This is a genomic window from Aeromonas sobria, assembly GCF_050266975.1.
Taxonomy (GTDB): domain Bacteria; phylum Pseudomonadota; class Gammaproteobacteria; order Enterobacterales; family Aeromonadaceae; genus Aeromonas; species Aeromonas sobria_B.
On sequence record NZ_JBKISU010000007.1, the window covers coordinates 84,589 to 109,600 of the forward strand.

22 protein-coding genes are annotated in these 25,012 nt (G+C 63.3%); 17 read left to right on the top strand and 5 right to left on the bottom strand.

Going from position 1 to position 25,012, the window contains the following annotated elements; genetic code table 11:
• The first annotated feature begins 87 nt into the window (after positions 1 to 87).
• From rfbC to ACLHZ1_RS05875, 7 genes are all read left to right on the top strand, one after another.
• Positions 88 to 633, top strand: a complete 546-nt coding sequence (gene rfbC, locus ACLHZ1_RS05845; protein WP_427261327.1) for a dTDP-4-dehydrorhamnose 3,5-epimerase — start codon at positions 88 to 90, stop codon at positions 631 to 633.
• Positions 634 to 701: 68 nt separating this feature from the next.
• Positions 702 to 1,871 (top strand): nucleotide sugar dehydrogenase, encoded by a 1,170-nt coding sequence (locus ACLHZ1_RS05850; RefSeq protein WP_427261328.1) that lies wholly within the window; start codon positions 702 to 704, stop codon positions 1,869 to 1,871.
• A 54-nt stretch (positions 1,872 to 1,925) separates the two neighbouring features.
• The gene (locus tag ACLHZ1_RS05855; RefSeq protein ID WP_427261329.1) at positions 1,926 to 2,936 is read left to right on the top strand and encodes an NAD-dependent epimerase; all 1,011 of its coding nucleotides are present in this window, start codon (positions 1,926 to 1,928) and stop codon (positions 2,934 to 2,936) included.
• A 71-nt stretch (positions 2,937 to 3,007) separates the two neighbouring features.
• Positions 3,008 to 4,102: an LPS O-antigen chain length determinant protein WzzB gene (locus ACLHZ1_RS05860; RefSeq protein WP_427261330.1), complete on the top strand. Its 1,095-nt coding sequence runs from the start codon at positions 3,008 to 3,010 to the stop codon at positions 4,100 to 4,102.
• 99 nt (positions 4,103 to 4,201) lie between these two features.
• Positions 4,202 to 5,947 carry a Wzy polymerase domain-containing protein gene (locus tag ACLHZ1_RS05865; protein WP_427261373.1) on the top strand — a complete coding sequence of 582 codons (1,746 nt, stop codon included), beginning with the start codon at positions 4,202 to 4,204 and terminating at the stop codon, positions 5,945 to 5,947.
• Between the two features lie 156 nt (positions 5,948 to 6,103).
• Entirely contained in the window at positions 6,104 to 6,775 is a 672-nt protein-coding gene (locus ACLHZ1_RS05870; RefSeq protein ID WP_427261331.1) for a YceH family protein, read from the top strand.
• A gap of 250 nt (positions 6,776 to 7,025) precedes the next feature.
• Positions 7,026 to 10,865 carry a DEAD/DEAH box helicase gene (locus ACLHZ1_RS05875; RefSeq protein WP_427261332.1) on the top strand — a complete coding sequence of 1,280 codons (3,840 nt, stop codon included), beginning with the start codon at positions 7,026 to 7,028 and terminating at the stop codon, positions 10,863 to 10,865.
• A 216-nt stretch (positions 10,866 to 11,081) separates the two neighbouring features.
• Here ACLHZ1_RS05875 and ACLHZ1_RS05880 read toward each other — a convergent pair whose 3' ends face one another.
• The gene (locus tag ACLHZ1_RS05880; protein ID WP_427261333.1) at positions 11,082 to 11,981 is read right to left on the bottom strand and encodes a DNA replication terminus site-binding protein; all 900 of its coding nucleotides are present in this window, start codon (positions 11,979 to 11,981) and stop codon (positions 11,082 to 11,084) included.
• Between the two features lie 728 nt (positions 11,982 to 12,709).
• On the opposite strand from ACLHZ1_RS05880, the gene ACLHZ1_RS05885 reads away from it, so the two are divergent.
• The 7 genes from ACLHZ1_RS05885 (at position 12,710) to ACLHZ1_RS05915 (ending at position 18,792) form a co-directional block, all read left to right on the top strand.
• Positions 12,710 to 12,919, top strand: coding sequence for a DUF1127 domain-containing protein (locus tag ACLHZ1_RS05885; RefSeq protein WP_111872899.1), 210 nt, complete (start codon positions 12,710 to 12,712; stop codon positions 12,917 to 12,919).
• A gap of 237 nt (positions 12,920 to 13,156) precedes the next feature.
• The gene (astE, locus tag ACLHZ1_RS05890; RefSeq protein WP_427261334.1) at positions 13,157 to 14,179 is read left to right on the top strand and encodes a succinylglutamate desuccinylase; all 1,023 of its coding nucleotides are present in this window, start codon (positions 13,157 to 13,159) and stop codon (positions 14,177 to 14,179) included.
• A gap of 238 nt (positions 14,180 to 14,417) precedes the next feature.
• Complete coding sequence (gene pdhA / locus ACLHZ1_RS05895; RefSeq protein ID WP_427261335.1) at positions 14,418 to 15,512, top strand: pyruvate dehydrogenase (acetyl-transferring) E1 component subunit alpha; 1,095 nt, start codon at positions 14,418 to 14,420, stop codon at positions 15,510 to 15,512.
• Positions 15,513 to 15,595: 83 nt separating this feature from the next.
• A complete protein-coding gene (locus ACLHZ1_RS05900; RefSeq protein ID WP_427261336.1) occupies positions 15,596 to 16,582 on the top strand; it encodes an alpha-ketoacid dehydrogenase subunit beta in 987 nt (328 codons plus the stop codon).
• Between the two features lie 94 nt (positions 16,583 to 16,676).
• Complete coding sequence (locus tag ACLHZ1_RS05905; protein WP_427261337.1) at positions 16,677 to 17,777, top strand: dihydrolipoamide acetyltransferase family protein; 1,101 nt, start codon at positions 16,677 to 16,679, stop codon at positions 17,775 to 17,777.
• 205 nt (positions 17,778 to 17,982) lie between these two features.
• Complete coding sequence (locus ACLHZ1_RS05910) at positions 17,983 to 18,192, top strand: cold-shock protein (protein WP_005302803.1); 210 nt, start codon at positions 17,983 to 17,985, stop codon at positions 18,190 to 18,192.
• 258 nt (positions 18,193 to 18,450) lie between these two features.
• Positions 18,451 to 18,792 (top strand): hypothetical protein, encoded by a 342-nt coding sequence (locus ACLHZ1_RS05915; RefSeq protein WP_427261339.1) that lies wholly within the window; start codon positions 18,451 to 18,453, stop codon positions 18,790 to 18,792.
• Here the strand turns inward: ACLHZ1_RS05915 and ACLHZ1_RS05920 are convergent.
• Positions 18,776 to 19,027, bottom strand: coding sequence for a TIGR02647 family protein (locus tag ACLHZ1_RS05920; RefSeq protein WP_427261340.1), 252 nt, complete (start codon positions 19,025 to 19,027; stop codon positions 18,776 to 18,778). The two genes, ACLHZ1_RS05915 and ACLHZ1_RS05920, sit on opposite strands and share 17 nt — an antisense overlap.
• 210 nt (positions 19,028 to 19,237) lie before the next feature.
• Between ACLHZ1_RS05920 and ACLHZ1_RS05925 the strand changes: the two genes are divergently transcribed.
• Complete coding sequence (locus tag ACLHZ1_RS05925) at positions 19,238 to 19,792, top strand: hypothetical protein (protein WP_427261341.1); 555 nt, start codon at positions 19,238 to 19,240, stop codon at positions 19,790 to 19,792.
• A 201-nt stretch (positions 19,793 to 19,993) separates the two neighbouring features.
• The gene (locus ACLHZ1_RS05930) at positions 19,994 to 20,386 is read left to right on the top strand and encodes a DUF2750 domain-containing protein (RefSeq protein ID WP_041996162.1); all 393 of its coding nucleotides are present in this window, start codon (positions 19,994 to 19,996) and stop codon (positions 20,384 to 20,386) included.
• Positions 20,387 to 20,474: 88 nt separating this feature from the next.
• Here ACLHZ1_RS05930 and ACLHZ1_RS05935 read toward each other — a convergent pair whose 3' ends face one another.
• Together ACLHZ1_RS05935 and ACLHZ1_RS05940 are read right to left on the bottom strand one after the other, a co-directional pair.
• Entirely contained in the window at positions 20,475 to 22,280 is a 1,806-nt protein-coding gene (locus tag ACLHZ1_RS05935; RefSeq protein WP_427261374.1) for an extracellular solute-binding protein, read from the bottom strand.
• A gap of 136 nt (positions 22,281 to 22,416) precedes the next feature.
• Positions 22,417 to 23,310: an EamA family transporter gene (locus tag ACLHZ1_RS05940; RefSeq protein WP_427261342.1), complete on the bottom strand. Its 894-nt coding sequence runs from the start codon at positions 23,308 to 23,310 to the stop codon at positions 22,417 to 22,419.
• A gap of 223 nt (positions 23,311 to 23,533) precedes the next feature.
• Here ACLHZ1_RS05940 and ACLHZ1_RS05945 point away from each other — a divergent pair, with 223 nt between their 5' ends.
• Complete coding sequence (locus ACLHZ1_RS05945; RefSeq protein WP_427261343.1) at positions 23,534 to 23,725, top strand: hypothetical protein; 192 nt, start codon at positions 23,534 to 23,536, stop codon at positions 23,723 to 23,725.
• 62 nt (positions 23,726 to 23,787) lie between these two features.
• On the opposite strand, the gene ACLHZ1_RS05950 is transcribed toward ACLHZ1_RS05945, so the two are convergent.
• A complete protein-coding gene (locus ACLHZ1_RS05950; RefSeq protein ID WP_427261344.1) occupies positions 23,788 to 24,978 on the bottom strand; it encodes an HD-GYP domain-containing protein in 1,191 nt (396 codons plus the stop codon).
• Between the last annotated feature and the right edge of the window lie 34 nt (positions 24,979 to 25,012).

Consider the following 25,012-nt stretch of genomic DNA (forward strand, 5'->3'; position numbering starts at 1 on the left):
CTCAGTCATCCTGGAGCCCATAGTGCTGCGCCCGGAATTTATCTGTGCCGGGCCAGTTCCCTTTTTGCTGTATTTGAAGGCGTTCAGATGAAATACCAATCCCTTGCCATTCCAGAGGTCAAACTGCTGATCCCCACTCGTCACAGTGACGAACGGGGCTTTTTCATGGAAACCCTGCGCCAGGATGAGTTTGAGCGACACTGCGGCGCCTACGCCCTGGTGCAGGACAACCACAGCCGCTCCTGGCAAGGGACGCTGCGTGGGCTCCATTATCAGCAGGAGAGGCCCCAGGGGAAACTGGTGAGGGCGGTGCGCGGTCGCGTCTTTGATGTAGCGGTGGATGTGCGTCCCGATTCGGCCTCATATGGCCAGTGGGTCGGCCAGCTCCTGTCAGAGGAAAACGATCACCAGATGTGGATCCCTCCGGGCTTTGCCCATGGCTTCTATGTGCTGAGCGAGGTCGCCGATCTCCTCTATCGATGCAGCGATTACTACCATCCCGCCGGGGAGCAGACCCTGCGCTGGGACTCCCCCGCCCTGGCCATCGATTGGCCTCTGCTGGCCGGGGTGGCGCTGCGTCTGTCCGCCAAGGATGCCAAGGCACCCTGCTTCTGCCACCCTGAATTAGGGTAAGTCCGTGTTCTTGTGGCACAATTGCCAGCTCAGAGTCAGAACCTTAATTTAATCAATCAGGTAATCCCATGGTGAAAATTGCCGTAGCGGGAACCGGCTATGTCGGCCTGTCCAATGCCGTGCTGCTTGCCCAGCACAACGAAGTGGTCGCTCTCGACCTGGTGGCAGAGAAAGTTGCGCTCATCAATCAGGGCAAGTCTCCCATCGCAGACAACGAGCTGGAGCACTATCTCGCCCACATCCCCCTCAATCTGACGGCGACCCTGGACAAGCATCAGGCTTATCAGGGGGCGGATTTCGTCATCATAGCGACGCCGACCGACTACGATGCCGACACCCACTACTTCAACACCCGCTCGGTGGAGGCGGTGATCCGGGATGTGATGGCCATCAATCCGACGGCCGTCATGGTGATCAAGTCCACCGTGCCCGTGGGCTACACCAAGGCGATACGCGAGGAGCTGGGGTGCGACAACCTCATCTTCTCTCCCGAGTTCTTGCGAGAGGGGCGGGCGCTTTATGACAACTTGCACCCCTCGCGCATCATAGTGGGTGAGCGTTCCGAGCGAGCCGAGCGTTTCGCCGCCCTCTTGCAAGGGGGAGCCATCAAGCAGGATGTGCCGCTGCTCTTGACCGACAGCACGGAAGCCGAAGCGATCAAGCTGTTTGCCAATACCTATCTCGCCATGCGGGTCGCCTATTTCAACGAGCTGGACACCTATGCCCAGACCCATGGCCTGGACAGTCGCCAGATCATCGAAGGGGTGGGGCTGGATCCACGGATCGGCACTCACTACAACAACCCCTCCTTCGGCTATGGCGGCTATTGCCTGCCCAAGGACACCAAGCAGCTGCTGGCCAACTACGACGATGTGCCCAACAACCTGGTGCGGGCCATCGTCGATGCCAACACCACCCGCAAGGACTTCATCGCCGACTCCATCATTCGTCGTCGCCCCAGGGTGGTCGGGGTCTATCGCCTGATCATGAAGTCGGGCTCAGACAACTTCCGCGCCTCCGCCATTCAGGGGGTGATGAAGCGCATCAAGGCCAAGGGCATAGAGGTGGTGGTGTTTGAACCTGCCCTCAAGGAGCAGAGCTTCTTCAACTCCCGGGTCATCACCGATCTGGCGGAGTTCAAGCAGATCTCCGATGTGATCCTCTCCAATCGCATGGCCAGCGAGCTGGCCGATGTGGCGGACAAGGTCTATACCCGCGATCTGTTTGGCAGCGACTAACCCGTGTACGGGGCGCCTGCAGACGCCCCATGCGCCGTCTTGAAGGACAGTGTTATGAAGTATCTGGTCACCGGCGCCGCCGGGTTCATCGGATTCCATCTGGTGCAGCGCCTGTGCGCTGACGGTCATGAGGTGGTCGGCATCGACAACCTCAACGACTACTACGAGGTGAGCCTCAAGGAGGCGCGCCTGGCCCGGCTTGCCCCCCTGGCGGGGTTTCGTTTCATCAGGCTGGATCTGGCCGATCGCCCCGGCATGGCCCGGCTGTTTGCCGAGCAGGGCTTCGATCGGGTGGTGCATCTGGCCGCCCAGGCCGGGGTGCGCTACTCCCTGGACAACCCGTTCGCCTACGCCGACAGCAACTTGGTGGGCCAGCTGACGGTGCTGGAAGGGTGTCGCCACCATGGGGTGGGGCATCTGGTCTATGCCTCTTCCAGCTCGGTGTACGGCCTCAATGACAAGATGCCGTTTGCCACCACGGACACAGTGGATCACCCCATCTCCCTCTATGCCGCCACCAAGAAGGCCAACGAGCTGATGGCTCACAGCTATGCCCATCTCTATGGCATTCCCACCACTGGCCTGCGCTTTTTCACCGTCTATGGCCCCTGGGGTCGCCCCGACATGGCGTTGTTCAAGTTTACCAGGGCGATCCTGGCGGGGGAACCCATCGATGTCTACAACCAGGGGCAGCTGTCCCGGGACTTCACCCATGTGGATGACATCGTCGAGGGGATAGTGAGGGTGGCGGATCAGGTACCGGAGGCCAGCCCGGGCTGGACCCCGAGCCAGGGGCGCACCGACATGAGCTCGGCGCCCTATCGCCTGTTCAACATCGGCAATGGCAGTCCGGTGCGGCTGCTGGACTTTATCGAGGCGCTGGAGCAGGCCATCGGCCAGCCCGCCATCAAGCACATGATGCCGATGCAGCCGGGCGACGTACATGCCACCTGGGCCGATACCCGGGGGCTGTTCGATGCCGTCGGTTACCAGCCGCAAATGACAGTGGCGGCGGGTGTGAAAACCTTTGTCGACTGGTATCGTGACTATTATCGGCAAGCCTGACCCCGACTGGCCCGTCGCGACCCTGGCGGCGGGCCCGTCCACCCAGTTTCCAATAAGAGAAATATAACAATATGAGCAATCAAGAACCTACCTTGACCCAGTCCCAGCCCGATCTGCCCCAAGGCTGGGTGCCGGCCAGATCCAGCGACGAGATCGACTTGCGCGAGCTGATCCTGACGCTCTGGCGCAGCAAGCTGCTGATCCTCTGCGTTGCCGGTCTGTTTGCGGCGGCTGGCATCGCCTATGCGCTGACGGCGCCCCAGGTGTGGGTCAGCCAAGCCGAGATCAAGCAGCCCACCCTCAAGGAGGTCGAGTCCCTTGAGCTTAACATCAACCAGTTGATGAATGCTCAGGTGCCGGTGAGTGCCTTCACCGCCTTCGAGAAGAAGGCGCTCTACCATGATTTCGTCAACAACTTCAACAGCTTCAACAACAAGCGTCAATTCTTGCTGGAGAGGGGCTATCTGGATGCCGAAGCGGCCAAGCACGACGTCACGGATAGCAAGGGCAAGCGGCTGCTGCTCAAGAAGATGGCCGAGGGGATAGATGCCAAGGCGCCGGACAAGCTGAAGGAGGATGTCGTCCTCTCCTTCGCCGCGGGCACGGCTGAGGAGGCCAAGGCGCGGCTGGAGCAGTACATCGCCTTCATCCAGAGCCTGGAGTCTGCCGCCAAGGGCAAGGAGCTGGACACCCTCTGGCGCAACCGCATCAAGACGCTGCAGAGTCAGTATGAGAGCGCCAGGGCCGATACCCTCAAGCAGCTGCAAGATGACATCCTGCGCACCGAATACAGCCTGCGCATCAGCCAGGCGGCGGGCATAGAGACGCCGGTGCAGAATTTGCAAAACAAGGACAGCTTCGCCATCGATCTGGGGTCACGGGCCCTGGCCGAGAAGCTCAAGGTGCTCAAGGAGATCAAGAACCCCGAGTTCATGAATCCGAACATCGGCGATCTGCGTCTGCAGCTGAGCAGCCTGCAGGCCATCCAGCTGGAGGCGCTGCCGTTCCACTCCTTCGCCTATCAGGCCTCGCCGAGCGAGCCCCTCTCTCGGGACAAACCCAAGCGTTCCCTGGTGGTGGTGCTGGCCACCCTGCTCGGCGGCATGCTGGGGATGGGCATAGTGCTGGTCCGTTTCGCCTTTCGCGAGCAAGGCGGCGCCAAGTAATCGAAGCTAGTGATGATACGAGGGGGCGCAAGCCTCCTTTTTTATTTTTGCGACAAAGGGTTATGCTGGGTGGATAGACAATCTCTGGGGACTGGCCGGATGCTGGAAAAAGGATTTTTTGGGCTCTTCGCGCTCTATCTGCTGCTGGGGATGCATTTTTTCATGCACAACCCGGGGGGGGCCGGGCTCTATCTGCCCTTCAACGCCTGGGGCTGGGTGTTTGCCAGCCTTGCCATCGGCGCCGGGCTCTGGCAAGTCACCCTGAACCAGCGTCTGGTCTGGTCACCGCTGCTGCTTTGGCTCTGGGTCGGCGGCTTGCTGTTGTTGCTGCCCATGGCCTACCCCGGCTTTGCGCTCAAGGATTATGCCATCCCCAGGCTGCTCGGGCTCTTTGCCGGCCTGCTGTTTCTCACCTGCCTCTATCAATGGCCGCCAGCGGGCCAGCGCCGCGAGCGTCTGCTCTATCTGGTGCTCGGCGCAGTCGCCATCGAGGCGCTGCTCGGCCTGGTCGAATACTATCTGCTGACCCCGGGCAACTGGCTCGGGTACGACACCCGGGCCAATCGCCCCTATGGCATCTTCCAGCAGCCCAACGTGATGGCGAGCTTCATGGCCACCGGTCTGGTGTTGGCTGGTTGGCTGGAGGGGGAGGGGAGGCTCGCCGGGCGCGGGTTGCGGGCCTTGCGCCAGGGTCTGCTGCTGGCCTGTCCCTTGCTGCTGGTGGTGCTGCAATCCCGGGTGGGGCAGCTCGGTGCCCTGCTGGGGCTGCTGCTCCTGCTGCCCATGTTGCGAGAGCGCAAGCTGGCGGCCAGGGTCCTGCTGCTGGTCGCCCTCGGTCTCCTGTTCGGGTTGGCATCCCAGTACCTGATTGCCGGGGCTAAGCGGGGGGTCGAGGTCTATCAGTCCGGCGGCATGCGCTCCGTCTACTGGCCTTATGCCATCAAACTCATCATGCACTCCCCCTGGACGGGATGGGGTTATGGCAGCTTCGAGTCCGTCTTTCTGCACCAATACATGGTCGACAAGGCATTGGCACCAGAGATGGTGCAGATCGAATACAACCTGGATCACCCCCATAACGAGTTTCTCTACTGGGCGGTGGAGGGGGGGATCGCCCCCATGCTGGGCATGCTGCTGATGGGGGCGGCCCTGCTGTGGCGTCTCGGCCAGAGTCGCTGGCGTCAGGGGCTGGCCCTGCTGGCCCTGGCCCTGCCTATACTGCTGCACAGCCAGACCGAATACCCCTTCTACCACGCCATCGTCCACTGGTGGGTGCTGCTGCTGATCATCTACCAGATCGACAGCGAGATAGAGGAGAAGGCCCCCAGCCCCGGCTGGCATCAGAGTGTCTATCGCCCCTGGCTGCTGCTGCGCTTTCTGGCCATCGGCATCCCCCTGCTGGTGGTGCCTTTCATGCTGACCGCCATCCACACCGCCTGGGTGGTGACCCAGTACGAGCGAGGAGGCTACAAGGAGCCGGCCCTGTTGCTGAAGGTGATCAACCCCATGGCCTGGCTCACCCGGGTCGAGTTCGACGTCAACTCGGTGCGGCTGGCGGTGGGGTTGCAGGGGGGCAACCGGCAGGAGCTGGCGGCCTATCTGTCCTGGGGGGAGGCGTTCGTGCGCCACACCCCCCGCGCCAACATCTACGCCAACATGATAGTGGCCCTCGAGGCCCTGGGGCGGCGCGAGGAGGCCGAGTCCCTGCGCCAGCAGGCCTTGGTGCTTTATCCGACCGATGCCCTGCTGCGGGGCAAGTCGGTCTCGGTGGCCAGGGCGCTGGAGAAGCGGGCCGCCCCGCCCGGCGCTTCACCGGCGCGCTCGCCCCTCAACATGGCGCCATAAGAAGCCTTTCCCTCGTCGCTGCCGCTGGCCCAATGCTGCTTGTTTCGCCAAGGCCATGGTCTTATCGCAAAATCGGGGTGCCGGGCTGGATCCCGGGAGCGGCCGCGATAAGATAGGGGCCAAATGCTAATGTCTTGTTTATAAAGGGAGTCTGCAATGGAGTTGGTATTAGGCCCATTAGAAGCCCGGGTGATTGGTTGCCTCATCGAGAAGGAGATCAGCACACCGGATCAATACCCCTTGTCCCTCAACGCCCTGGTCAACGCCTGCAACCAGAAGAGCAACAGAGATCCTGTGCTCGAGCTCGGCGAGCTGGAGATCCGCGCCGTGGTGGACGAGCTGGTCCGCAAGCGGCTGGTGGTCAACACCGCCGGTTTCAACGCCCGGGTGCCCCGTTATCAGCACAGGTTCTGCAACACCGAATTTGGCGATCTCAAGTTCAATGCCCAGGAGCTGGGAGTGGTCTGCGAGCTGCTGCTGCGCGGTCCCCAGACACCGGGTGAGCTGCGCTCGCGCACCAACCGGCTCTGCCAGTTCGACGATGTGACCCAGGTCGATGCCGTCCTGAACGGGCTCATCGAGCAGGGGCCCTATGTGGTCAAGCTGGCCCGCGAGCCCGGCAAACGCGAGTCCCGCTTCGCCCATCTGTTCAGCGGCGAGGTGACAGGTGCGGCCCTGGAGCAGGGGCTGGATGTCCGTGCCCAGCCCGAGGGGGCGACCCAGGGCTCCCCCCTCCATGAGCGCCTGAGCTCTCTGGAAGAGGAGGTGAGCCTGCTGCGGGATCAGGTGGCGGCCCTGACGGCGCGCCTGGATGCGCTCAGCGCCTGAGCCTGATCGCCTCTCTGGCGAGAGGACCATATGAGTTCTCTCGCCCCGCTCTGGCGGTCGGGCTGTTCCCGCCCTTGCGCCCCTCGGACGCCCCCCAGCTCCCGCTTGACCCGGCGCCGCGCCTTGGGGCCATTCCCATGCTGCCGACTCGAAGCGCAAGGCATTTAATTTGCGTTATTTCATGGTTAAGGGTCGAGCCGGCGGCGCTTTCCCGTTAAAATTCCGCTTTTGCTCCTTCGCGTGAGTCTTGATGTCTGCACCAACCTTGTCTCCAGATTGTTATGCCTTGCTCGGCGAGCTGCAGTTGCAGCGCGCCGCCAGTACCCGCTATCTGCAGGAACAGCTGCCGCTGGGTCAGGTATTGATCGACAGGTTGACGGCACTCCATGACCTTGGCCTCATTCGGCAGCGTGGCGAGCAGCTCTGGAGCCTGAGTGCCGAGGGCTGCCTGGCGTTGATTCTGGGGGTGCGCCAGGGACGCTGCCCCATGCCGGACTGGTCGCGGGTCTCCTCCCTCACCGGTCAGGATCCGGGTCAGGCCCTGGTGCGCTCCCTCTGCCTGGGTCGGGAGGGGGAGGTGCCCGGCTATGTCAATGGCGCCGATCTGCTGGCCCTGCTCGAGCTGCCCGAGGCCCAGGCCCTGCTGGCGGAGGCCAGTCCCCAGTGGCAGCGGCTGCTGCTCGACCACCTGGCCCTGCAGGCCAGCCTCGATGCCTCCCCCGGCCCCTGGCCCCTGGCCGGGGCGGCGCTCGCCCCCGAGCTGGCCACCGCCCATCGCCAGCTGGCCGCCCAGTGGCATTGGCTGTGCGAGGAGCAGGGGTCGGCGGCTCCCTTCACCGATCTGCCCGATGATCCCCATCACTGGCCCGAGCTGATGGCCCTGACCGCTGCCGGCGGTGATGCCCCCTTGGCGCAGAGCCTGATGAGCGCCCTCGGCCTGTGGCAGGGGCGCCATGGCAAGGGGCGTTATCCGGCGAACTTCCTGACCCTGCTCTGGCTCGGCTGGCTGCAACAGGCCGATCCCGAGCTGGCCAATGCCGAACGCAAGCAGTGGCAGAAAAGCCTAGGGCCGCAACAGGCCCTGTTGCAGGATCTCATCGCCCAGTGGGCGGGAGAGCGCCATGGCCAGGCGGTGGGACTGTTTGACACCCTGCAACTGCCCGCCGAGGAGCTGCACTGGGGCTACCTCTGGCTCGATCTCTGCGCCCTGGCCCGTCACGGCAGTCAGAGCCCTCAGGTGGCCATCCTGCACAAGTGGGACCTGGAGGCGCTGCTCGCCAGCGCGCCCCGCCATCGATTGATGGGCTTTTGCCTGGACTTGTTGCGCCAGCTGCTGGGCAAAAAGGCCCGGCTGGGGCCCCTCGATCGCCTGCCACCTGACCCGCAGGAGGGGGACGAGGAGGAGGACGAAGGCAAGGGGGCCGCATCGGCGAGCTGGCTCAACTGGCTGCAGGGACTGGGTCGCGCCAGCGGAGTGCGCAAGAACAAGGAGCAGCTGGTGTGGCTGCTCCATGCCGAGGGACCCGAGCTCGAGTGCAAGATCCAGAAGCAGAGCACCAAGGGGGAGTGGACCGCGGGACGCAGGGTCGATCCCGCCCTGCTCTCCAGCCAGTATGCGGCCCTGCTCGATGAGGCGGACTGGGCCCTGGTGCGGTTGCTGCCGCGCACCATGAACCGGCTGCCGGACGAGGTCTGGCCCGTGCTCGCCACCCATCCCCGCCTGCTCAATGCCAAGGGGCAGAAGCTGCAACTGGCCCTGAGCGCCCCCCTGTTGCAGATAGTGGCCGAGGGGGACGGCATGCGCGGCGTGCTCAGCCCGGCCCAGGCCGGCAAGGGGGCCCACATTGTGCCCCTGGCCCAGGACTTGTGGCAGCTGATGCTGACGCCGCCCGGTCTGCTGCCCCTGCTGCCCGCCCTGTCGGCGATCCCGCCCCTGCCGGGGGAGGGGCTCGCCACCTTGCAGCAGACCCTCAATGGCATCCAGGGCTTGCCCTGGCACAGCGAGGTGCCTGGGCTCGAGGGCAATGCCGAGCTAAAGCCCTGGCCCGGGTTGGCCTCGGTGGAGCTGGACTGGCAGGAGGGGCAGCTCGCGGTTCGCCTGGTCACCCGGCTCGATGATGTCTCCGCCCTGGCCCTTGGCAAGGGGGAGGCGGTGGTGCGCCAGGGGGTGAAGGAGTCCCTCTACTGGGCGCGGGATCTGGCCGAGGAGAAGCGGGAGGCACAGTGGCTGCGCAACCAGCTGCCCATGGACTTGCCCGGCACCGAATGGCTGCTGCAGGGGGAGCAGGCGCTCACTCTGGTCAATGCTCTGCCCGAACTGGTGGAGCGGCAGGTGCGCATCCACTGGCATCAGGACAGTGCCCGGCTCAAGAGCCTGGACGAGGCGGCCCTGAGCCTGCGCATCGAACGGCGCCAGGACTGGTTCCAGGTCGAGGGGGCCCTCAGCCTGGATGAGCACGAGGTGCTGGATCTGCGCCTCATCCTGCGCCAGCTCACCCCGGGTCAGCGCACCGTCCAGCTCGACGAGCAGACCAGTCTGGTGCTGAGCGACAAGCTGGTGGAGCGGCTCACCATGCTGGGGGCCATGCTCGACGAGGAGCAGAGGGTCAACACCCGGCTCGCCTATCCCCTGACCCGATTGCTCTCGGTGATCAGCACCCAGGGGGACAGCGCCTGGCAGGCGCTGCAGGCCGAGTGGCAGCAGGAGGTGGACTGCCCCCCCGAGCTGCTCACCCCGCTGCGGGATTATCAGAAGGAGGGGGTGCGCTGGCTGGCGACCCTGGCCCATCACGGCTTTGGCGCCTGCCTCGCCGATGACATGGGCCTTGGCAAGACGCTGCAGGCGCTCATCGTGCTGCGCATGCGTCAGCAGCTGGGCCCGGCCCTGGTGGTGGTGCCCAAGTCAGTGGTCACCAACTGGCAGGAGGAGGTGGCCCGTTTCGCCCCCGAGCTGGAGGTGATCACCTTCGAGCCCGGGGTGGATAGGGAGGGGCAGATTGCCAACGCCAGGGCGGGCCAGCTGGTGCTGGTCAACTACGGCATGCTGGGGGGCTTGGCCGCGGCGCTCAAGGGGCGTCACTGGGCAAGCATGGTGCTGGATGAAGCCCAGCAGATCAAGAATGCCGGCACCCAGCGTGCCAAGCTGCTGTTCCAGCTCGACGGCGATTTTCGCCTCGCCCTCTCCGGCACCCCCATAGAGAACCACCTGGGGGAGCTGTGGAGCCTGTTCACCTTTATCAACCCCGGCCTGCTCGGCAGCCTCGGGGAGTTCAAGCGCCGCTTTGGCAAGGCGGTGAAGGATCCCGAACACATGGCGCTGCTGCGGGCCGTGATCAGCCCCTTCATCCTGCGTCGCCTCAAGCAGCAGGTGCTGACCGAGCTGCCGGACAAGACGGAGATAGTGCACCACATCAGCCTCTCCGCCGAGGAGCGTCAACTCTACGAGGCGACCCGGCGCGAGGTGGTGCAGCAGGTGCAAAGTGCCGACGGCCGCGCCCTGATGCATGTGTTGAGCGGCCTGACCCGGCTGCGCCGGCTCTGCTGCTCTCCCTCCCTCATCATGCCGACCTGGGCCCATAGCAACAGCAAGCTGGACGAGGCCATGGCCCTGCTGGACGAGGCCATCGACGGCGGTCATCGGGTGCTGGTGTTCAGCCAGTTCGTCGACTTGCTCAGCCTGCTGCGGGATCGCATCGCCAAGCGGGGCTGGGATTACTGCTACCTGGACGGTGGCTGCTCCGCCAAGTCCCGTCAGGAGTCTATTCTGCGTTTTCGCAACGAGCCGGTGCCGCTGTTTCTGATCAGCCTGAAGGCGGGGGGGACAGGGCTCAACCTGACCCAGGCCGATACGGTGCTGCACCTGGATCCCTGGTGGAACCCGGCGGTGGAAGATCAGGCCAGCGATCGGGCCCACCGCATGGGGCAGACCCAGCCGGTGACCGTCTATCGCCTGGTGTGCGAGCAGACGGTGGAGGAGAAGATAGTGGCCCTGCACGACGAGAAGCGGGCCCTGGCCGATGGCTTGCTGAGCGGCCAGTCCGAGGTGAAGGGACTGGATGTGGAGAGCCTGCGCGCCCTCTTGATGGGGTGATGGCAAGGCCGTGCGGCCCCCGATGCCCTGCGCCCCCGGCGTGGCGGCAGCGGGGGCCGTTTTGCATCTGCTGCCTTGCCCGGCGCCAGCGGGTCGCGGCTCCCCAGGTGGGTGGCGATGACAGGAGGCTGACTCCTGACGCCACTGCCCGGCTCTGTTCACGTCTGCGCTTTCAGCAAGGGCGTTGTCCAGCCGCGGTAGCGAATGCTCACCGCCTCAGTCGAGGCGCTCGTACAGATAGAGATGGAGCCGCTCTATGAGGGGGCGCTCCCCTATCTTGCGATCCCGCCTCGGCTGGCGCAGCTTGGGGGGATAGTGGCCCAGGGGCTTGATGGCGGGGGAGGCGTCGGCGCACAGCAGCAGGGGGAGGCTCGCCTTGATCTGCTGCTTTCTCGGCTCCCTGTCCCGCCAGAGCAGGTTGATCATGGGGTGGGTCTTGACCGGACGCCGGATGCGCAGCTCGCTGTCGGCGGGCAGGCGGCGGATATCGTAGATCTCCTTGTCCACCATCTGCTGCCACTGCTCTGGATGGGAGAGGGCGGGCACATAGCGACGACTGCGCTCGAGCATGGCGATCACCTGCTCCCGGCTGAGGCGGCTGATGGTCTGCTTGTCTGCCCAGGTGAAGCCGAGGGAGTGGAGATCCCCCGCCAGCAGGGTGAGCTGACGGTAGATCTGCAAGGTGATGACCCCGGGCAGGGCGCCGTGGACCAGCTCGAACTTCTCGTCTCGGCCTCCCGCCTGCTGTACCAGCGCCTTGAAGGCCAGCTTGCAGCGGTTTATCTCTTCGATCAGCGGCTCAAGCAGGGGAGCGGCCTCGGCCGGCAGTCGCAGCCAGCCAGGCAGGCGCTGGGTGGATTTGGTCGAGCAGCCGGGGCGGGCGCCATGATGCCGATAGGCGGCGAGCGCGGCCTCCCGGGCCGCCTCTCCCTCGAGCAGCCCCACCTCTATCTGGCTGATGGGATCATGCTCTTGTCCCTGCAACACGGGAGGCAGGGGATAGACCTGAGCCTCCAGCAGGGGGAGGCGGACGATCCGGTTCGCCAGCTCGGCCAGCAGGCTCTCCAGCTCGCTCATCTGCTGGCGCAGGGCGGCTTGCGGGGTAAAGGTGGCCATGGTTCGACTCTCGGTAAAGGGGAAGAGGGCGCACTCGATGCGGCGCGCGTTTGCACTTAACTGTATAAATAGACAGTGGTTGGTGTCAACCCGAGTCGGGATCGGCCCAGTGCCGGGGTGGCCAGCCAGTGGCGTGCATCTGGGCTCAACCTCATGGGGATAGGGGGCATCTGCGCGGCCGTCACTGCGCTCTGCCCCTGGCGCCGCTTTGCGACACTGTGCAGGCGTCTTGTTACTTGCCTGGCGGGATTGCCAGCCTCAGGGGATGTCGGCGGGCTGTGGCCTGGGATGATGAAGCCCATCATGGTCAGCAAGGGGCGGTGCGGGCCGAGGGAGACAGGGATAAGCTGCGGGTCAAATGACACCGGCTTGGGCGAGCCCTGATATGTAATCAAATGGTACATTTGTTGATATTTGGCAACAGTTTACGATCAAGCTGGCAGCATGTTGGCGGCGCTCTGGGCACCCCCTATCCGGTCCGGATCGCGGCGGTTGCATAAGCGCCAATATAAAGTGCATAGTTAGCCCGGGGTCGGAGAGCACAATCTGCTGTTTGCGCCGAAATGGGCGGTCATATTTTTATTTACCATTTAAATTCAACTAGTTAAATTTAAATTCCGCCACGCTCTCGCTATTAGTTTTCCTAATGTGTTGTATCAAAATTCGTCAATTGAGACAGGGGGAGGCAGCTCCTAAGCTTGCGGCAACTAAATGAGAGGAGCCGCACCATGGCCAACATGACCTACACCCAAGCCGGTTACCAGCAGTCCAGCGAGCTGAACCTGGCGACTCGCGCCAAACAGACCTTCCTGACCTGGCTGGAACGCAGCCGCAGCCGTCGCCAGCTCTCCGAGCTGCCCGCCTATCTGCTCAAGGATATCGGCCTGAACGAAGCCGATCGCTATCAGGAAACCAGCAAGCCGTTCTGGCGTGGTTGATTGACCTGGCATGGATGCCTCGTTTCTCTCCTCGCTTGGACGGCCCCCGGCCAACCGGCTGCTCCCCTGAATCCTCCCTCGTTTCCTCCCTGCTCTGCCCCGCAGTCTGGTAACTGCATGCCTGTCATCTCCCCTTGCATTGTTATGCTAATGATTGAATTTGTTTAAAAAATTGTTTTTAAGGCAGGGTGCTGCCGTATAATCTGCGCCATCGACAGTGACAAGATGGTGAAACGGATGATCCCTCAACATGACTTCCTGGCGCTGAGTCGTCGCCACGAATGGCAGCTCGATCCCTTCTCTTTTTCCCTGGCCGATGGCGCCCTGGCGCAGGTGTGGGATACCGGGGTGATCTGCATCGAGCCGGCCGACGGCCTGCGCGCGGACCCTGGCAAGGAGATAGTGCTCTCCTGCGGCATTCATGGTAACGAGACGGCGCCCATCGAGCTGTGCAACCAGCTGCTTGGCAAGCTGCTCGGCGGGGAGCTGAGCGCCCGTCACCGGGTATTGTTCCTGTTTGGCAACCCGGCGGCCATGAACCTGGGGGGGCGGGAGGTCGAGGAGAACATGAACCGGCTGTTCAGCGGCGCCCACAGCAAGGGGGAGGGGCTGTGCAACCGGGAGCGGATCCGCGCCATGCGTCTCGAACAGTATGTGTCCCGCTTCTACACCGACTCAGGGGCCGAGCGGCTGCATTATGATCTGCACACCGCCATCCGCGGCTCCCGTCACGAGAAGTTCGCCGTCTACCCCTTCCCCCACGAACGCCCCTACAGCCAGGAGCAGATCCGCTTCCTCGGCGCCTGCGGGGTGCGTACCATCTTGCTCTCGAACGGCCCCACCACCACCTTCAGCTATTACAGCGCCCACCAGCATGGCGCCCATGGCTTCACGGTGGAGCTCGGCAAGGTGCGTCCCTTCGGCGAGAATGACATGACCCGCTTCATCGAGGCCAGACAGGCGTTGCAGGAGCTGGTCTGCGAAGAGCGTGTCCGGCTGGAACCCTGGCGACCGGAGGATTTCAACATCTTCACCATCGATCGGGTGATCAACAAGCGCACCGCGGATTTTCGCTTCCTGTTTGCCAGTGATGTCGACAATTTCACCGAATTTCCGCAAGGCTTCGTGCTGGCGGAAGATGGAGAACTGCGCCACGTGGTGGAGCAGGAGCGGGAGGCCGTGGTCTTCCCCAATGCCAATGTCGCCATCGGCCAGCGCACCGTGCTGCTGGTGGTGCCGACCCGGTTGTGGGATGCCTGATCCCCCGGGGGCGCTCCCCTTGGCGGGGAGCGGCCTTGCGGCCACATGATGCAAAAAGGAGCCGGGAGGGGCTCCTTTTTTGTTGGCCGTTCGTCAGACCAACTAGCTGCTTTTCAACCAAAATACAGAGGATATCGCTGGGGTTATTTGCTTTTGCCACATTGCGCTTTAGTTAACATCTTGTTTACATTTTAAGGGTCACCTCTGGTGGTGACGTAACCACGGCAAGGAGCCAGTTATGACCCATGTCGACATCCCTTTCCTTCGTTACCTCGATGAGGAAGGGCGCCCGGTCGCCACACTACCGACCTGGCTGGACAAGGAGCTGCTGCACACCTTCTACCGCAACATGGTGATGGTGCGCAGCTATGACAAGAAAGCCATCGCGCTGCAACGTACCGGCAAGCTGGGGACCTTCCCCTCCCACCTGGGGGCCGAGGCGGTCGGGATTGGCGTCGGTCTCGCCATGCAGGCCCAGGACGTCTATGTGCCTTACTACCGTGACATGCCGACCCTGTTCGTGCGCGGCGTGCCCATGGAAAAAAATCTCCAGTACTGGGGCGGCGATGAGCGGGGCAGCGTCTTCAACAAGCCAGACGGCACCCCCTCCGAAGATCTGCCCATCTGCGTGCCCATCGCGACACAGGTGACCCATGCCTGCGGGGTGGCGGCCGCCTTCAAGCTGCGCCATCAACCCAGGGTGGCCGTGGTCACCATCGGCGATGGCGGCACCTCCAAGGGGGACTTCCTCGAGGGGCTCAATTGCGCCGGCGTCTGGCACCTGCCCATGGTGATGGTGATCAACAACAACCAGTGGGCCATCTCGGTGCCGCGCAAGCTGCAATCGAGTGCGCCCACCTTGGCCCAGAAAGGCATTGGTGCCGGGGTGCCCAGCATCCAGGTCGATGGCAACGACGTGCTCGCCGTCTACGATGCCACCCTGACGGCGGTGGAGCGTGCTCGCGCCGGCAAGGGGCCCACCCTGATCGAGGCCATCAGCTACCGGCTCGGTGACCACACCACGGCGGACGATGCGACCCGCTATCGCGACGCCGCCGAAGTCGAAGCGGCCTGGGCGAAGGAGCCGGTCAAGCGGCTGCGTCAGTTCATGGTCGAGCGCGGCTGGTGGGACGAGTCCCGGGAGCAGGCCCTGCTGAGCGAGGCCGCCAGCCAGGTGGAGCAGGCGGTGGCCTCCTATGAGGCCATGACGGCCCAGCCGCCGGAATCGCTCATCGATTACCAGTTTGCCGCGCTGCCCCGGGATTATCTCGGCCAGCGCCAGCGCATCATCGACAAGGCCATGGCCAGGCAGGGAGGGCGATCTCATGAATAAGCCGAGGACACAGGCAGGCATCCCTCTGCTCGCCCTGGGTATGGACTCGTCGTCTCGCATCGAACTCGAAGAGGAGGCCTGCCATGAGTGACATGACCCTGCTCGAGGCAGTCAACCTGGCCCTGCATCACGAGATGGAGCACGACCCGGACGTGGTGGTGCTGGGGGAAGATGTGGGGGTCAACGGCGGCGTATTTCGTGCCACCGTCGGCCTGCGTGACAAATTTGGTTTCAAGCGGGTGATAGACACCCCCCTGGCGGAAGGCCTGATCGCCGGGGTGGCGGTCGGCATGGCGACCCAGGGACTCAAGCCGGTGGCCGAGTTCCAGTTTCAGGGGTTCGTCTTCCCCGGCATGGAGCAGATCGTCTGTCAGGCGGCGCGCATGCGCAATCGCACCCGGGGGCGCCTGAGCTGCCCCATCGTCTATCGCTCCCCCTATGGGGCCGGCATCCACTCGCCCGAACACCACAGCGAGAGCGTCGAGGCGCTATTTGCCCATATTCCCGGGTTGAGGGTGGTGATACCGTCAAGTCCCAAACGGGCTTATGGCCTGTTGCTGTCGGCCATCCGCTGCCCGGATCCCGTGATGTTCTTCGAGCCGGATCGCATCTATCGCGCCATGAAATCCGACGTGGTGGACGACGGTGTGGGCCTGCCGCTGGACGTCTGTTTTACCCTGCGATCCGGTCATGATCTGACGGTGGTGGCCTGGGGTGCTTGCCTCCTGGAGGTGATGAAGGCGAGCCAGATCCTCAGTGAGGAGGGTATCCAGTGCGAGGTGCTGGATCTGGCCACCATCAAGCCCCTGGACATGGCGAGCATCCTTGCCTCGGTACGCAAGACGGGTCGCTTGCTGGTGGTCCATGAGGCGTGCGGCAGCTTTGGGGTCGGCGCCGAGATAGTGGCCAGGGTCACGGAGGAGGCGCTCCCCAGTCTCAAGGCGCCCCCCAGGCGCCTGACCGGCGTCGATGCCGCCGTGCCTTATTACCGCAATGAGGAGCACTACCTCATCACGGAACAGGATATTGCCCAGGCGGCACACCAGCTGATGGAGAACAAATGGCGATGACATGTTTCACAGTGTGGCGCTCTGGCCGCCCGTCAACAAAGCGCCATGAGGGTGTTCAGCGTGTGGTGATGTCCCAGTGGATGGAGAACGGGTCATGAAATATTTCAAATTGCCGGATCTTGGCGAAGGACTGGCCGAGGCGGAGATCGTGGAGTGGAAGGTGGCCGCCGGTGATGAGGTCGAGGTGGATCAGGTGCTGCTCTCGGTGGAAACCGCCAAGGCGCTGGTGGATGTGCCTTCCCCGGTCAATGGTGTCATCGCCCGGCTCTGCGGCCAGGAGGGAGACATATTGCATATCGGCGCCCCCCTGGTGGAGTTTGAGGGTGGCGAGGACGACGGCACAGTGGTCGGCAAGGTGAGCAGCACTCAGCAGCACATGGAGGATCACTTTGTGGCCGGGGTGCTGGCGTCCGGCGGACAGCTGGTACAGGCGATGCCTGCGGTGCGTCTGCTGGCTCAGCAGCTGGGGGTGGAGATCAACAGCCTCAAGGGCAGCGGTGCCGGTGGTCTGGTGCTGGAGCAGGACGTGCAGCAGGCGTTCGAGGCCCAGCAAGGCAGCGGCAACGAATTTCTCAAGGGGGCGCGCCGGGCCATGGCCAAGGCAATGGAACACTCCCACCGCACCGTGGTGCCGGTCAGCATCACGGACGAGGTCGACCTGCGTGCCTGGCGAGCCGATGAAGATGTGACCGTGCGTCTCATCAAGGCCATCGGGGTCGCCTGCCGCGCCGAGCCTTCGATGAATGCCTGGTTCGATGGCGAGACCCTGTCACGGCGCCTGTTTGACGAGGTCAATGTGGCGATCGCGGTGGATTCGCGTCATGGGCTCTATGTCCCCGTGATGGAGAATGTGGTCGAGCGCGAGCCTGCCGACATTCGCCAGGGGCTGGATCGCATGATAGCGGACGTCAAGGCGCGGGCCGTGCCGAGGGAGATGCTGCAGGGAGCCACCATCACCCTCACCAATTTCGGTGCCATTGCCGGTCGCTATGCCAGCCCGATCGTGACCCCGCCTCAGGTCGCCATCATAGGGGCCGGCACCCTGTTCGAGAAGGTGGTGTTCGTGCAGGGAGAGGCGCGGCCGGTAAGGGCGCTGCCATTGTCGATGACGTTTGACCACAGGGCCTGCACCGGCGGTGAGGCGGCGCGCTTTCTCAAGGCGTTGGTGCAGGCGCTGGAGGCGGCGAGTTGCTAGTGGGTGTGCCCCGCGTTGGCGGGGCACAAATATGTTTGCGTAATGAGCAAAGCCACGTATAATCAATCGAGCTTGAAAAAGGCGATGTTTATGTCAATGAATACGATGTTTTGCATCTTTTCCTGTTGTTCATAAGTCACTCCCTCTTTCGAAGCTTTGTCCGCCTTTCAAGGCACGAGTAATTTTTGAATACAGGTTTATAGATATGTCTAACATGATCACCGGTACCGTTAAATTCTTCAACGAAACCAAAGGCTTCGGCTTCATCCAGCAAGAAAACGGCCCGGATGTGTTCGTACACTTCAGCGCCATTCAAGGTAACGGCTTCCGTACCCTGGCTGAAGGTCAGCGCGTACAGTTCTCCGTGACCCAAGGTCAGAAAGGCCCGCAGGCTGAGAACGTAACCGCTCTGTAATTGTTACAGAATTTAAGAAAGCCGTGGTGCCTCAGGTATCACGGCTTTTTGTTTGCCTGGCATCCAGGCGGCCGCCATGGTGTGGTTCGCCACGTTGGCGGGCGATGGAGGCAGCCGGTTCCAGGTTTTCTATAGTGCGATGGAGAGTGCGATGGAAAACAAGGTGTCTCCCGCCAGCTCGGGCGCGTCTCTCCCCATGTCATGGGGGATGAAGAGGAGAGCGATCGTTTGCGCGAGCCTGTGAAGAGAGGAGCCTGGTTGGCCGCAAGTCTGGTGCTCGTGACGGCCCAGGCTTCACCTTCATCACTCACTGCACCTGAACTCAGGGCACCTGAGCCGAGCACCGCCGCCAACCCTGATCTGGCTGGCGCCGAACAAGCCAGGATGACCTGCCTGCGCTTCGTCCATGTTCGCCTCGGCGTTGAGACAGACCCCATCAGCATCGAGATCCGCCCCGTACCCGCTCAGGTTGGGCAATGGTGGGTGGGCGGCAATGTAAAAGGACCCGAGGGTCCTTTGCTGTTTGCGTGCCATCTGCGCCAGGGGGCGCGTTGGGAGTTGCTCGACTTCGCGCTCTGGGTGGCTAAGCCGTCGGCTTGAGGGCGACCAGCAGGTGTTGCAGGTGTTCCACCATCGTCATGCCAAAGGGGGTCAGGTAACCGCCGTCGATGGCACTGATCAGGCCTTGGCTGTGCAGGCGTTGTGCCGCCTGGCACAGGGCATCGCTCATATCACTGCGTAACTTGATCCCCACGCTCATATTCGCCGGATCAAAGCAGGCCAGTATTTTCAGCTCGTGAACAAACTCTTCGGAAATCTGGTCGATCCCAATCATGGACAGGCTCCTTACGCTAATGATGTATGCAAATTAGCACTCCCCAGGGGAGTTTAGTGGGCGCTGGGTCAAACTATTGGCCATTACGGCAAGCGGGCAAGTTGAATGGCGTTTTTTCAAACAGCTGGCACAGATGAGCATTGTTCCACGCCGTGGTAGGATAGCGCCTCACCAGCCTGGTTCCATCATCTCCTTTCCAAGGTAGCCATCATGACCCGCATCACCCTGATCTCCTTGCTTCATCAGCTCGCCCCCCGCTTCCCCATCTATCCGGTGGCGCAACTCGTGCCGCTGATCCGGGACCATGAGGGGGAGGTGTGGTTGCCGCCTCTGGTCAGTGCGGATGTGTTGGCCCTGAAGGCGGTCATCCCCTCCCGGATGCTGCGCGAGCTCGCCTCGCTGGCCCCCGGCTGGTGCGAATTTGCCACGGGCGGCGGTGACACGCCCGAGCTGGACGCCCTGGCCAGCTATGACGAAGAGATGCAGGAGAACCTGCAGCTCTACTGGCGCCATCCCGCCAAGATCAATCACCCGATCACCGATAACCTGTTCGAGCTGCGCCGGGAGGTGGTGGACGAGGCCCATGGCGCCAAGCTGGCGGCGGCCTGGGAGCAGCAACAAGCGCTGAGACTGAGCCAGTTGATGGCGGCGGCCAAGGGAGGGGATCTGCTCTGTTTCGTCGAGGTCGAATCGGCTTACTGGCTGCGCCAGCGCCTGAGCGAGCAGGAAGGGGTGGAGGTGCTGACCCCGGCGCTGGCTGAGTAACTCCCCCGCCAGGCTCGGGTGGATGGGCAAGGTGCGAGGGGGACCGAGCCGCCAGGCGGCGGGATCCCCCCTGTCACTGGACAAGACAGCGGCAAGATGTGAACATGGCGCCCTTTATTGCGCGAGCGGCGCCGATCCGGGTCTTTGCTGTCCTCGATTGACTCACTGCCACGCCCACCAGTACCCACAAGAGGCTTGATCATGAGCTATGAACTGACCGATACCGAGCGCAATGCCGCGCTGCAACTGAATGCCGACTACCGCTTTGATCACTTCATCAGCAAGCTGGTCGAGCACGAAGAGCTGTTTGTCCTGACCGACGAGCACGGCGTCATGATGCTGACCACCGAAGACGAAGACTGCATCCCGGTCTGGCCGCACCCCGAATACGCCAAGGCGTGGGCCGAAGGGGAGTGGGCCGATTGCAAGCCCCAGTCCATCACCCTCAAGGTGTGGCTGGAGCGCTGGGTCGACGGCATGGAGCAAGATGAGCTGTGCGTCGCCGTGTTCCCGACCCCGGATCAGGAAGGCATAGTGCTCGAGCCCGCCGACGTGGCCGATGCCATCGCCCAGAAGCAGGCCAAGCGCGGCTGATTGCCCCGCTTCAGGTTGCAACGACAGACCCCGCCAGCAGGCGGGGTCTTTTGTTTTGCCGGTAGTGCAGATGCCCCGCAGGGGCGCCTCACTGGTGCTGATAGGTGGTATCGGTCAGGGTGACCGCCGGGAAGGCCTGGCCAGCCTTGATGGCGGCTTTCGTCTGCGCTTTTGCCTCCTGGTCAATCCAGAGCAGGCCGCCATAGCTGTAGCCGCTGTTGCCCCCGTCCAGGGGCCAGTAGAGCAGGTCGCTCTTGGGGGTGGCGGGTACCTTGGGCAGCTTTATCCAGCGCCAGGCCGCTTCCCGGGTGTAGGGCACCTGATAGGCGGGCACGAAACTGGCGAGGTCATAGAGGCGCTGCTGGATCTGCCGTGACAGCGCCGCCTTTTTGGCAAAATCGAATTCCTTGTCGTATTGCTCCACCAGGGCCATGATGGCGTCATCATCTATGTTCATGATGTTGTTGGTCTGGGGCTTGTTGGCATTGACTTTGTGGAAGAACTCCCAGTAGGCGGGATAGCGGCCGCCGCTCCAGGCCATCCAGGCACTCTGGTGTTTCTTCTCCAGCATGGATTTGAAACCGGCGGAGGCATCCATCAGGTTCAGCTCCAGATTGAGCCCCGCCTTCTTCGCCTCTTCCCGCAGCAGGGTGAGGCGCTGGGCATGCTCCGCCGTGGTGTAGGTGATGCTGAGGGAGAGGGGGCGACCCTGCCCGTTTTGCAATATGCCGTTGGGGCCCGCCTGGGTGAAGCCGGCCTTGGCGAAGTAGTCCCGTGCCAGCTTGGGATCGAACGGGCGCGCCCTGATCTCGGTATTGGTAAAGTCATCCTGGCCCGAGCCATAGCTGTGAAGGCGCTGATAATCTCCCCGCAGCAGGGTAGCGAGCATCTTGTCGAGATGGAGGGCGTGCTGGATGCCGAGCCGCACATTGCGATCCTTTAGCAGGGGATCGGCGGTATTGAGGTAGAGCCCCATGGGGGACTGCGGGGTCTGGTTGTAGAACCAGCGCCGCTCGATATAGCCCTTTTCAAACTCCGCCGTCCTGGTCTTGTCGTGCCACCAGTTGGGCATGACCAGGCCGAAGGTATCCAGCTCGCCGCGCAGGAAGTGCTGCCAGGCGATGTTCTGATCCCTGAGCACCTTGACGTCGATCCGATCCGGGTTGAAGCGGTGCTGGAAGTAGCGCTCCCCGTCTCCCCACCAATTCTTGACCCGTTTGAAGGTGATGGATTTGCCCTTCTTCACCTCGCCAATCTGATAGGGGCCGCTGACCGGCAGCACCTTCCAGTTGTACTCCTTGACCCAGTTGGCCGTCAGCTTGATGGCGTGGCTGGGGACGGGCGTAAAGGGCAGGGATTCCAGCAGGTCCTGCCGGCTCTTCTCGCTGCCGCTGGTGATGGCGAGGGTGCGCTCATCGAACTTGGTGACCTCGGTGATCTGGGTGCTGTAGTAGTTGTTGTACCAGGGGTCGCTTATCTCCTTGCTGCGCAGCATCTTGAGGGTGAACAGGAAATCATCGACGGTCACCGGCTTGCCGTCCGACCAGCGAGCCTTGGGGTTGAGGCGAAAATAGAGGGTCTTGTGATCGCTGCCGAAGGCCCACTGGTTTGCCAGCATCGGCATGGGGTTGCCGGTGAGGGGGTGGGTGCTGAGCAGCGGCAGATTGGTCTCCCTGACATAGCCGGCGAAGCCGCCGTTGGAGTCGGGCCCGTACAGCCGCAGGGTCAGGGGAAAACTGGTCATGAAGGTGTGAAAGGTGCCGCCTCGCCTGGCGGCCGGATCGGCATAGACGGGGTCGGTGTCGTTGCTCTCCCAGGCGAGATCGGGGGGCAGGGTGGCGCTCCAGCCAAAGGCGCTCCAGCAGAGGGGGAGCACCATGGCCGCGACCCGCATGGCTCGCGCTAAAGAGGGGATGACCGAGGGGGAATTGTGCAGCATGTCCTTGCTCTCCTGATGATGGGCGTCCTGCCGGGTCAACATGTGGGGCCCGAGTGGGCTTGGCCCATGATGGGAAGTTTCCCCATCGAGGTCAATGTTCGGCTTGTGCCTTGAACAACCTCATTTTTCCACCCAGCAGATGAACCACGAAGCCGAGCAGCACCAGGCCCGCCCCCAGCCACTGCAAGGTGGTGGGATGCTCGTCGAGCAGCAGGGCGGCGGCCACCATGCCGACGCAGGGCACCAGCAGGGAGAGCGGCGCCACCTGGGCAACCGGGTAGCGCATCAGCAGCCGTCCCCACAGGCCATAACCGAGCCAGGTGGCGACCAGGGAGAGGTAGAGCACGCACAAGATCCCCTGCCAGCTGATGTGGAGCAGGCTGCTGGCCATCAGCTCTGGCCCTTCGAACAGCCAGGAGAGGGCGAAAAACGGTAATATCGGTACCAGGCCGCCCCAGGCGATCAGGCTCGGCAAGGAGGTGTGATAGCGCAGGCCAATCTGGCGGTTGATGACGTTGCCAAGGCCCCAGCAGGCGGCGGCGCACAGGGTCAGCACGAAACCGAGCAGGGTCAGGTTGCCCTCGCCATGGGTGGCGATGAGATAGAGACCCGCTCCCGCCAGGGGCAGGGCCACCCAGTGGTGGGGCTGCCAGCGCTCCCCCAGCCAGATCATGGCGAACAGCAGGGTGAACACCACCTGGGATTGCAGCACCAGGGAGGCCATGCCCGCCGGCATGCCGAACTTCATGGCGCAAAACAGAAAGGCAAATTGTCCTAGGCTGATGGCGCCGCCATAGGCCAGCAGCCAGCGCCAGGGCATGGCGGGTCTGGGCACCAGCAAGACGGCGGGGAAGACCACGCCGACGAAGCGCAGCGCCCCCAGCAGCAGCGGCGGTATGCCCTCCAGCCCCCATTTGATGGCCACGAAGTTGAGCCCCCAGCAGAGAATGACCAGGGCGGCCAGACACTTGTCCTTGGTTTGCATTGGGTTTCCTTGTGCGAGATGGGGGCCTGGGGTGCCCGGGCGAGGGGATCAGGCCCCGAGCATAACCTCCAATGGGGGGCAGGCGTCAATCGGGAGCGGTTGCTGGATGGGGTGTTCGCTCCCGGCAAAGGGCCTCGAGGCCAGGGCGCTGATCAGGAGGCTGCGGGCTAAACTATTCGTATCGGCCCGAGTCGGCGGGCCATGCCGCGAGTGGAGGCTCCCAATGAGCGATCATGCCCTGTTACCCCATGGTGAGGATCTGCGCCGGGCGGTGCGCTGGCTGGCACAGGGGCACGCCAACGACCCCCATGCCATCGAGGAGGCCTGTCTGCGCTTCGATCTCTCCCCCCTCGATGGGGAGTTCCTGATGCGCCACTGGGCCAGGCCAGACAGGCATCCCGATGAGCCGATATGAGCCCGCAGGAGGCACCAGAGAGTGGCGCACGGGCGCCTTCGCTCGCAGGCGACGGCAGAGGTTCACACGAAGTTGGCGAGGTTGATGCCGTAGTCCTTGGGATCCACCGTACTCTCTATGCGCTCCTGGGTACCTGGCTTGGCCAGATCCAGCCACTGGATATCGAGATAGTGGCGCAGGCCGGCGTGATAGATCACCTTGACCAGCGGCTTGAGCGGTTGCTGCTCGTTGCGTTGCATGACGATGGCCAGCCGCTGGTTGGATAGCTGCACCAGAGTTCCCACCGGATAGACCCCCATGCATTTGATAAAGCGCGTCACCAGCCCCTCGTCGAAGTGGCTGGCGGCGCCCTTGAGCAGGATGCGAAACGCCTGGGTCGGCGGCATCCCCTGCTTGTAGACCCTGTCTGCCGTCACCGCATCGTAGACATCGACGATGGCGCTCATGCGGGTATAGAGGGAGAGCTGGTCCCCCTTGAGCCGGCGGGGGTAGCCTGAGCCGTCGAGCCGCTCGTGGTGGTTGGTGGCCACTTCCAGCATGGTGGGGGTGATGCCGCTGGTGGCGTTGAGGATGTCATGGCTGTGCACCACATGCTCGCGCATGATGGCGAACTCCTCATCGGTCAGCTTGCCCGGCTTGTTGAGCACCTCATTGGGGGTCATGATCTTGCCCACATCATGGAGCAGGCCCCCCAGGGTCAGCTCCTTGAGCACGCTGCGCGCCAGGCCGAGGTAGCGGCCGAAGTTGGCCAGCAGTATGGCCACGTTCATGGAGTGCTCCATCAGGTAGGCATCCTTGGCACGAATGCGGGCCAGGCAGAGCATGGCGTCGCCATGGCTGAACATGGTGTCCACCATCTCCTCGGCCACCGCCGCCAGGGGCGTGATATCGATGGGCTCCCCGGCCTTGAGGTGGCGGATGAACTTGCCTTGCAGCTCGCGGGCCTCCTGATACAGGCGGCGGATCTTGGGGGCGCGTCCCTCGTCATGAGCGCGGGGGAGCTGACCGGCCCGCACCGGGGGGCTGGCCTGGGATCTCGCTGGCGCCGGTCTGCTCGGGGCCTGGCTGCGATGGGGGTCGATACGCACCGTCAGCACGCCACGGGCCTTCAGGGTGGCTATCTGCTGCCGGGTGTGGATCAGGCCGCTCTGGGCTATCTCCAGGCCGGCACGCTGGCTGACGATGGCGACCACAAACATGCCGGGCGTGAGCGCGTCGACGGCGATGACGGGATGGGCGGAGGTTGAAGACATAGGGTACCGGCTTGCGTGATACTCGAAGCGAGAT

Coding starts and splice junctions, on each gene's coding strand:
- ACLHZ1_RS05900 (WP_427261336.1), top strand. CDS start 15,596: ATGAGTGACATGACCCTGCTCGAGGCAGTCAACCTGGCCCTGCATCAC.
- ACLHZ1_RS05905 (WP_427261337.1), top strand. CDS start 16,677: ATGAAATATTTCAAATTGCCGGATCTTGGCGAAGGACTGGCCGAGGCG.
- ACLHZ1_RS05855 (WP_427261329.1), top strand. CDS start 1,926: ATGAAGTATCTGGTCACCGGCGCCGCCGGGTTCATCGGATTCCATCTG.
- rfbC (WP_427261327.1), top strand. CDS start 88: ATGAAATACCAATCCCTTGCCATTCCAGAGGTCAAACTGCTGATCCCC.
- pdhA (WP_427261335.1), top strand. CDS start 14,418: ATGACCCATGTCGACATCCCTTTCCTTCGTTACCTCGATGAGGAAGGG.
- ACLHZ1_RS05925 (WP_427261341.1), top strand. CDS start 19,238: ATGACCCGCATCACCCTGATCTCCTTGCTTCATCAGCTCGCCCCCCGC.
- ACLHZ1_RS05860 (WP_427261330.1), top strand. CDS start 3,008: ATGAGCAATCAAGAACCTACCTTGACCCAGTCCCAGCCCGATCTGCCC.
- ACLHZ1_RS05950 (WP_427261344.1), bottom strand. CDS start 24,978: ATGTCTTCAACCTCCGCCCATCCCGTCATCGCCGTCGACGCGCTCACG.
- ACLHZ1_RS05910 (WP_005302803.1), top strand. CDS start 17,983: ATGTCTAACATGATCACCGGTACCGTTAAATTCTTCAACGAAACCAAA.
- ACLHZ1_RS05920 (WP_427261340.1), bottom strand. CDS start 19,027: ATGATTGGGATCGACCAGATTTCCGAAGAGTTTGTTCACGAGCTGAAA.
- ACLHZ1_RS05850 (WP_427261328.1), top strand. CDS start 702: ATGGTGAAAATTGCCGTAGCGGGAACCGGCTATGTCGGCCTGTCCAAT.
- ACLHZ1_RS05885 (WP_111872899.1), top strand. CDS start 12,710: ATGGCCAACATGACCTACACCCAAGCCGGTTACCAGCAGTCCAGCGAG.
- ACLHZ1_RS05940 (WP_427261342.1), bottom strand. CDS start 23,310: ATGCAAACCAAGGACAAGTGTCTGGCCGCCCTGGTCATTCTCTGCTGG.
- ACLHZ1_RS05930 (WP_041996162.1), top strand. CDS start 19,994: ATGAGCTATGAACTGACCGATACCGAGCGCAATGCCGCGCTGCAACTG.
- ACLHZ1_RS05870 (WP_427261331.1), top strand. CDS start 6,104: ATGGAGTTGGTATTAGGCCCATTAGAAGCCCGGGTGATTGGTTGCCTC.
- ACLHZ1_RS05880 (WP_427261333.1), bottom strand. CDS start 11,981: ATGGCCACCTTTACCCCGCAAGCCGCCCTGCGCCAGCAGATGAGCGAG.
- ACLHZ1_RS05865 (WP_427261373.1), top strand. CDS start 4,202: ATGCTGGAAAAAGGATTTTTTGGGCTCTTCGCGCTCTATCTGCTGCTG.
- ACLHZ1_RS05945 (WP_427261343.1), top strand. CDS start 23,534: ATGAGCGATCATGCCCTGTTACCCCATGGTGAGGATCTGCGCCGGGCG.
- ACLHZ1_RS05875 (WP_427261332.1), top strand. CDS start 7,026: ATGTCTGCACCAACCTTGTCTCCAGATTGTTATGCCTTGCTCGGCGAG.
- astE (WP_427261334.1), top strand. CDS start 13,157: ATGATCCCTCAACATGACTTCCTGGCGCTGAGTCGTCGCCACGAATGG.
- ACLHZ1_RS05935 (WP_427261374.1), bottom strand. CDS start 22,280: ATGCGGGTCGCGGCCATGGTGCTCCCCCTCTGCTGGAGCGCCTTTGGC.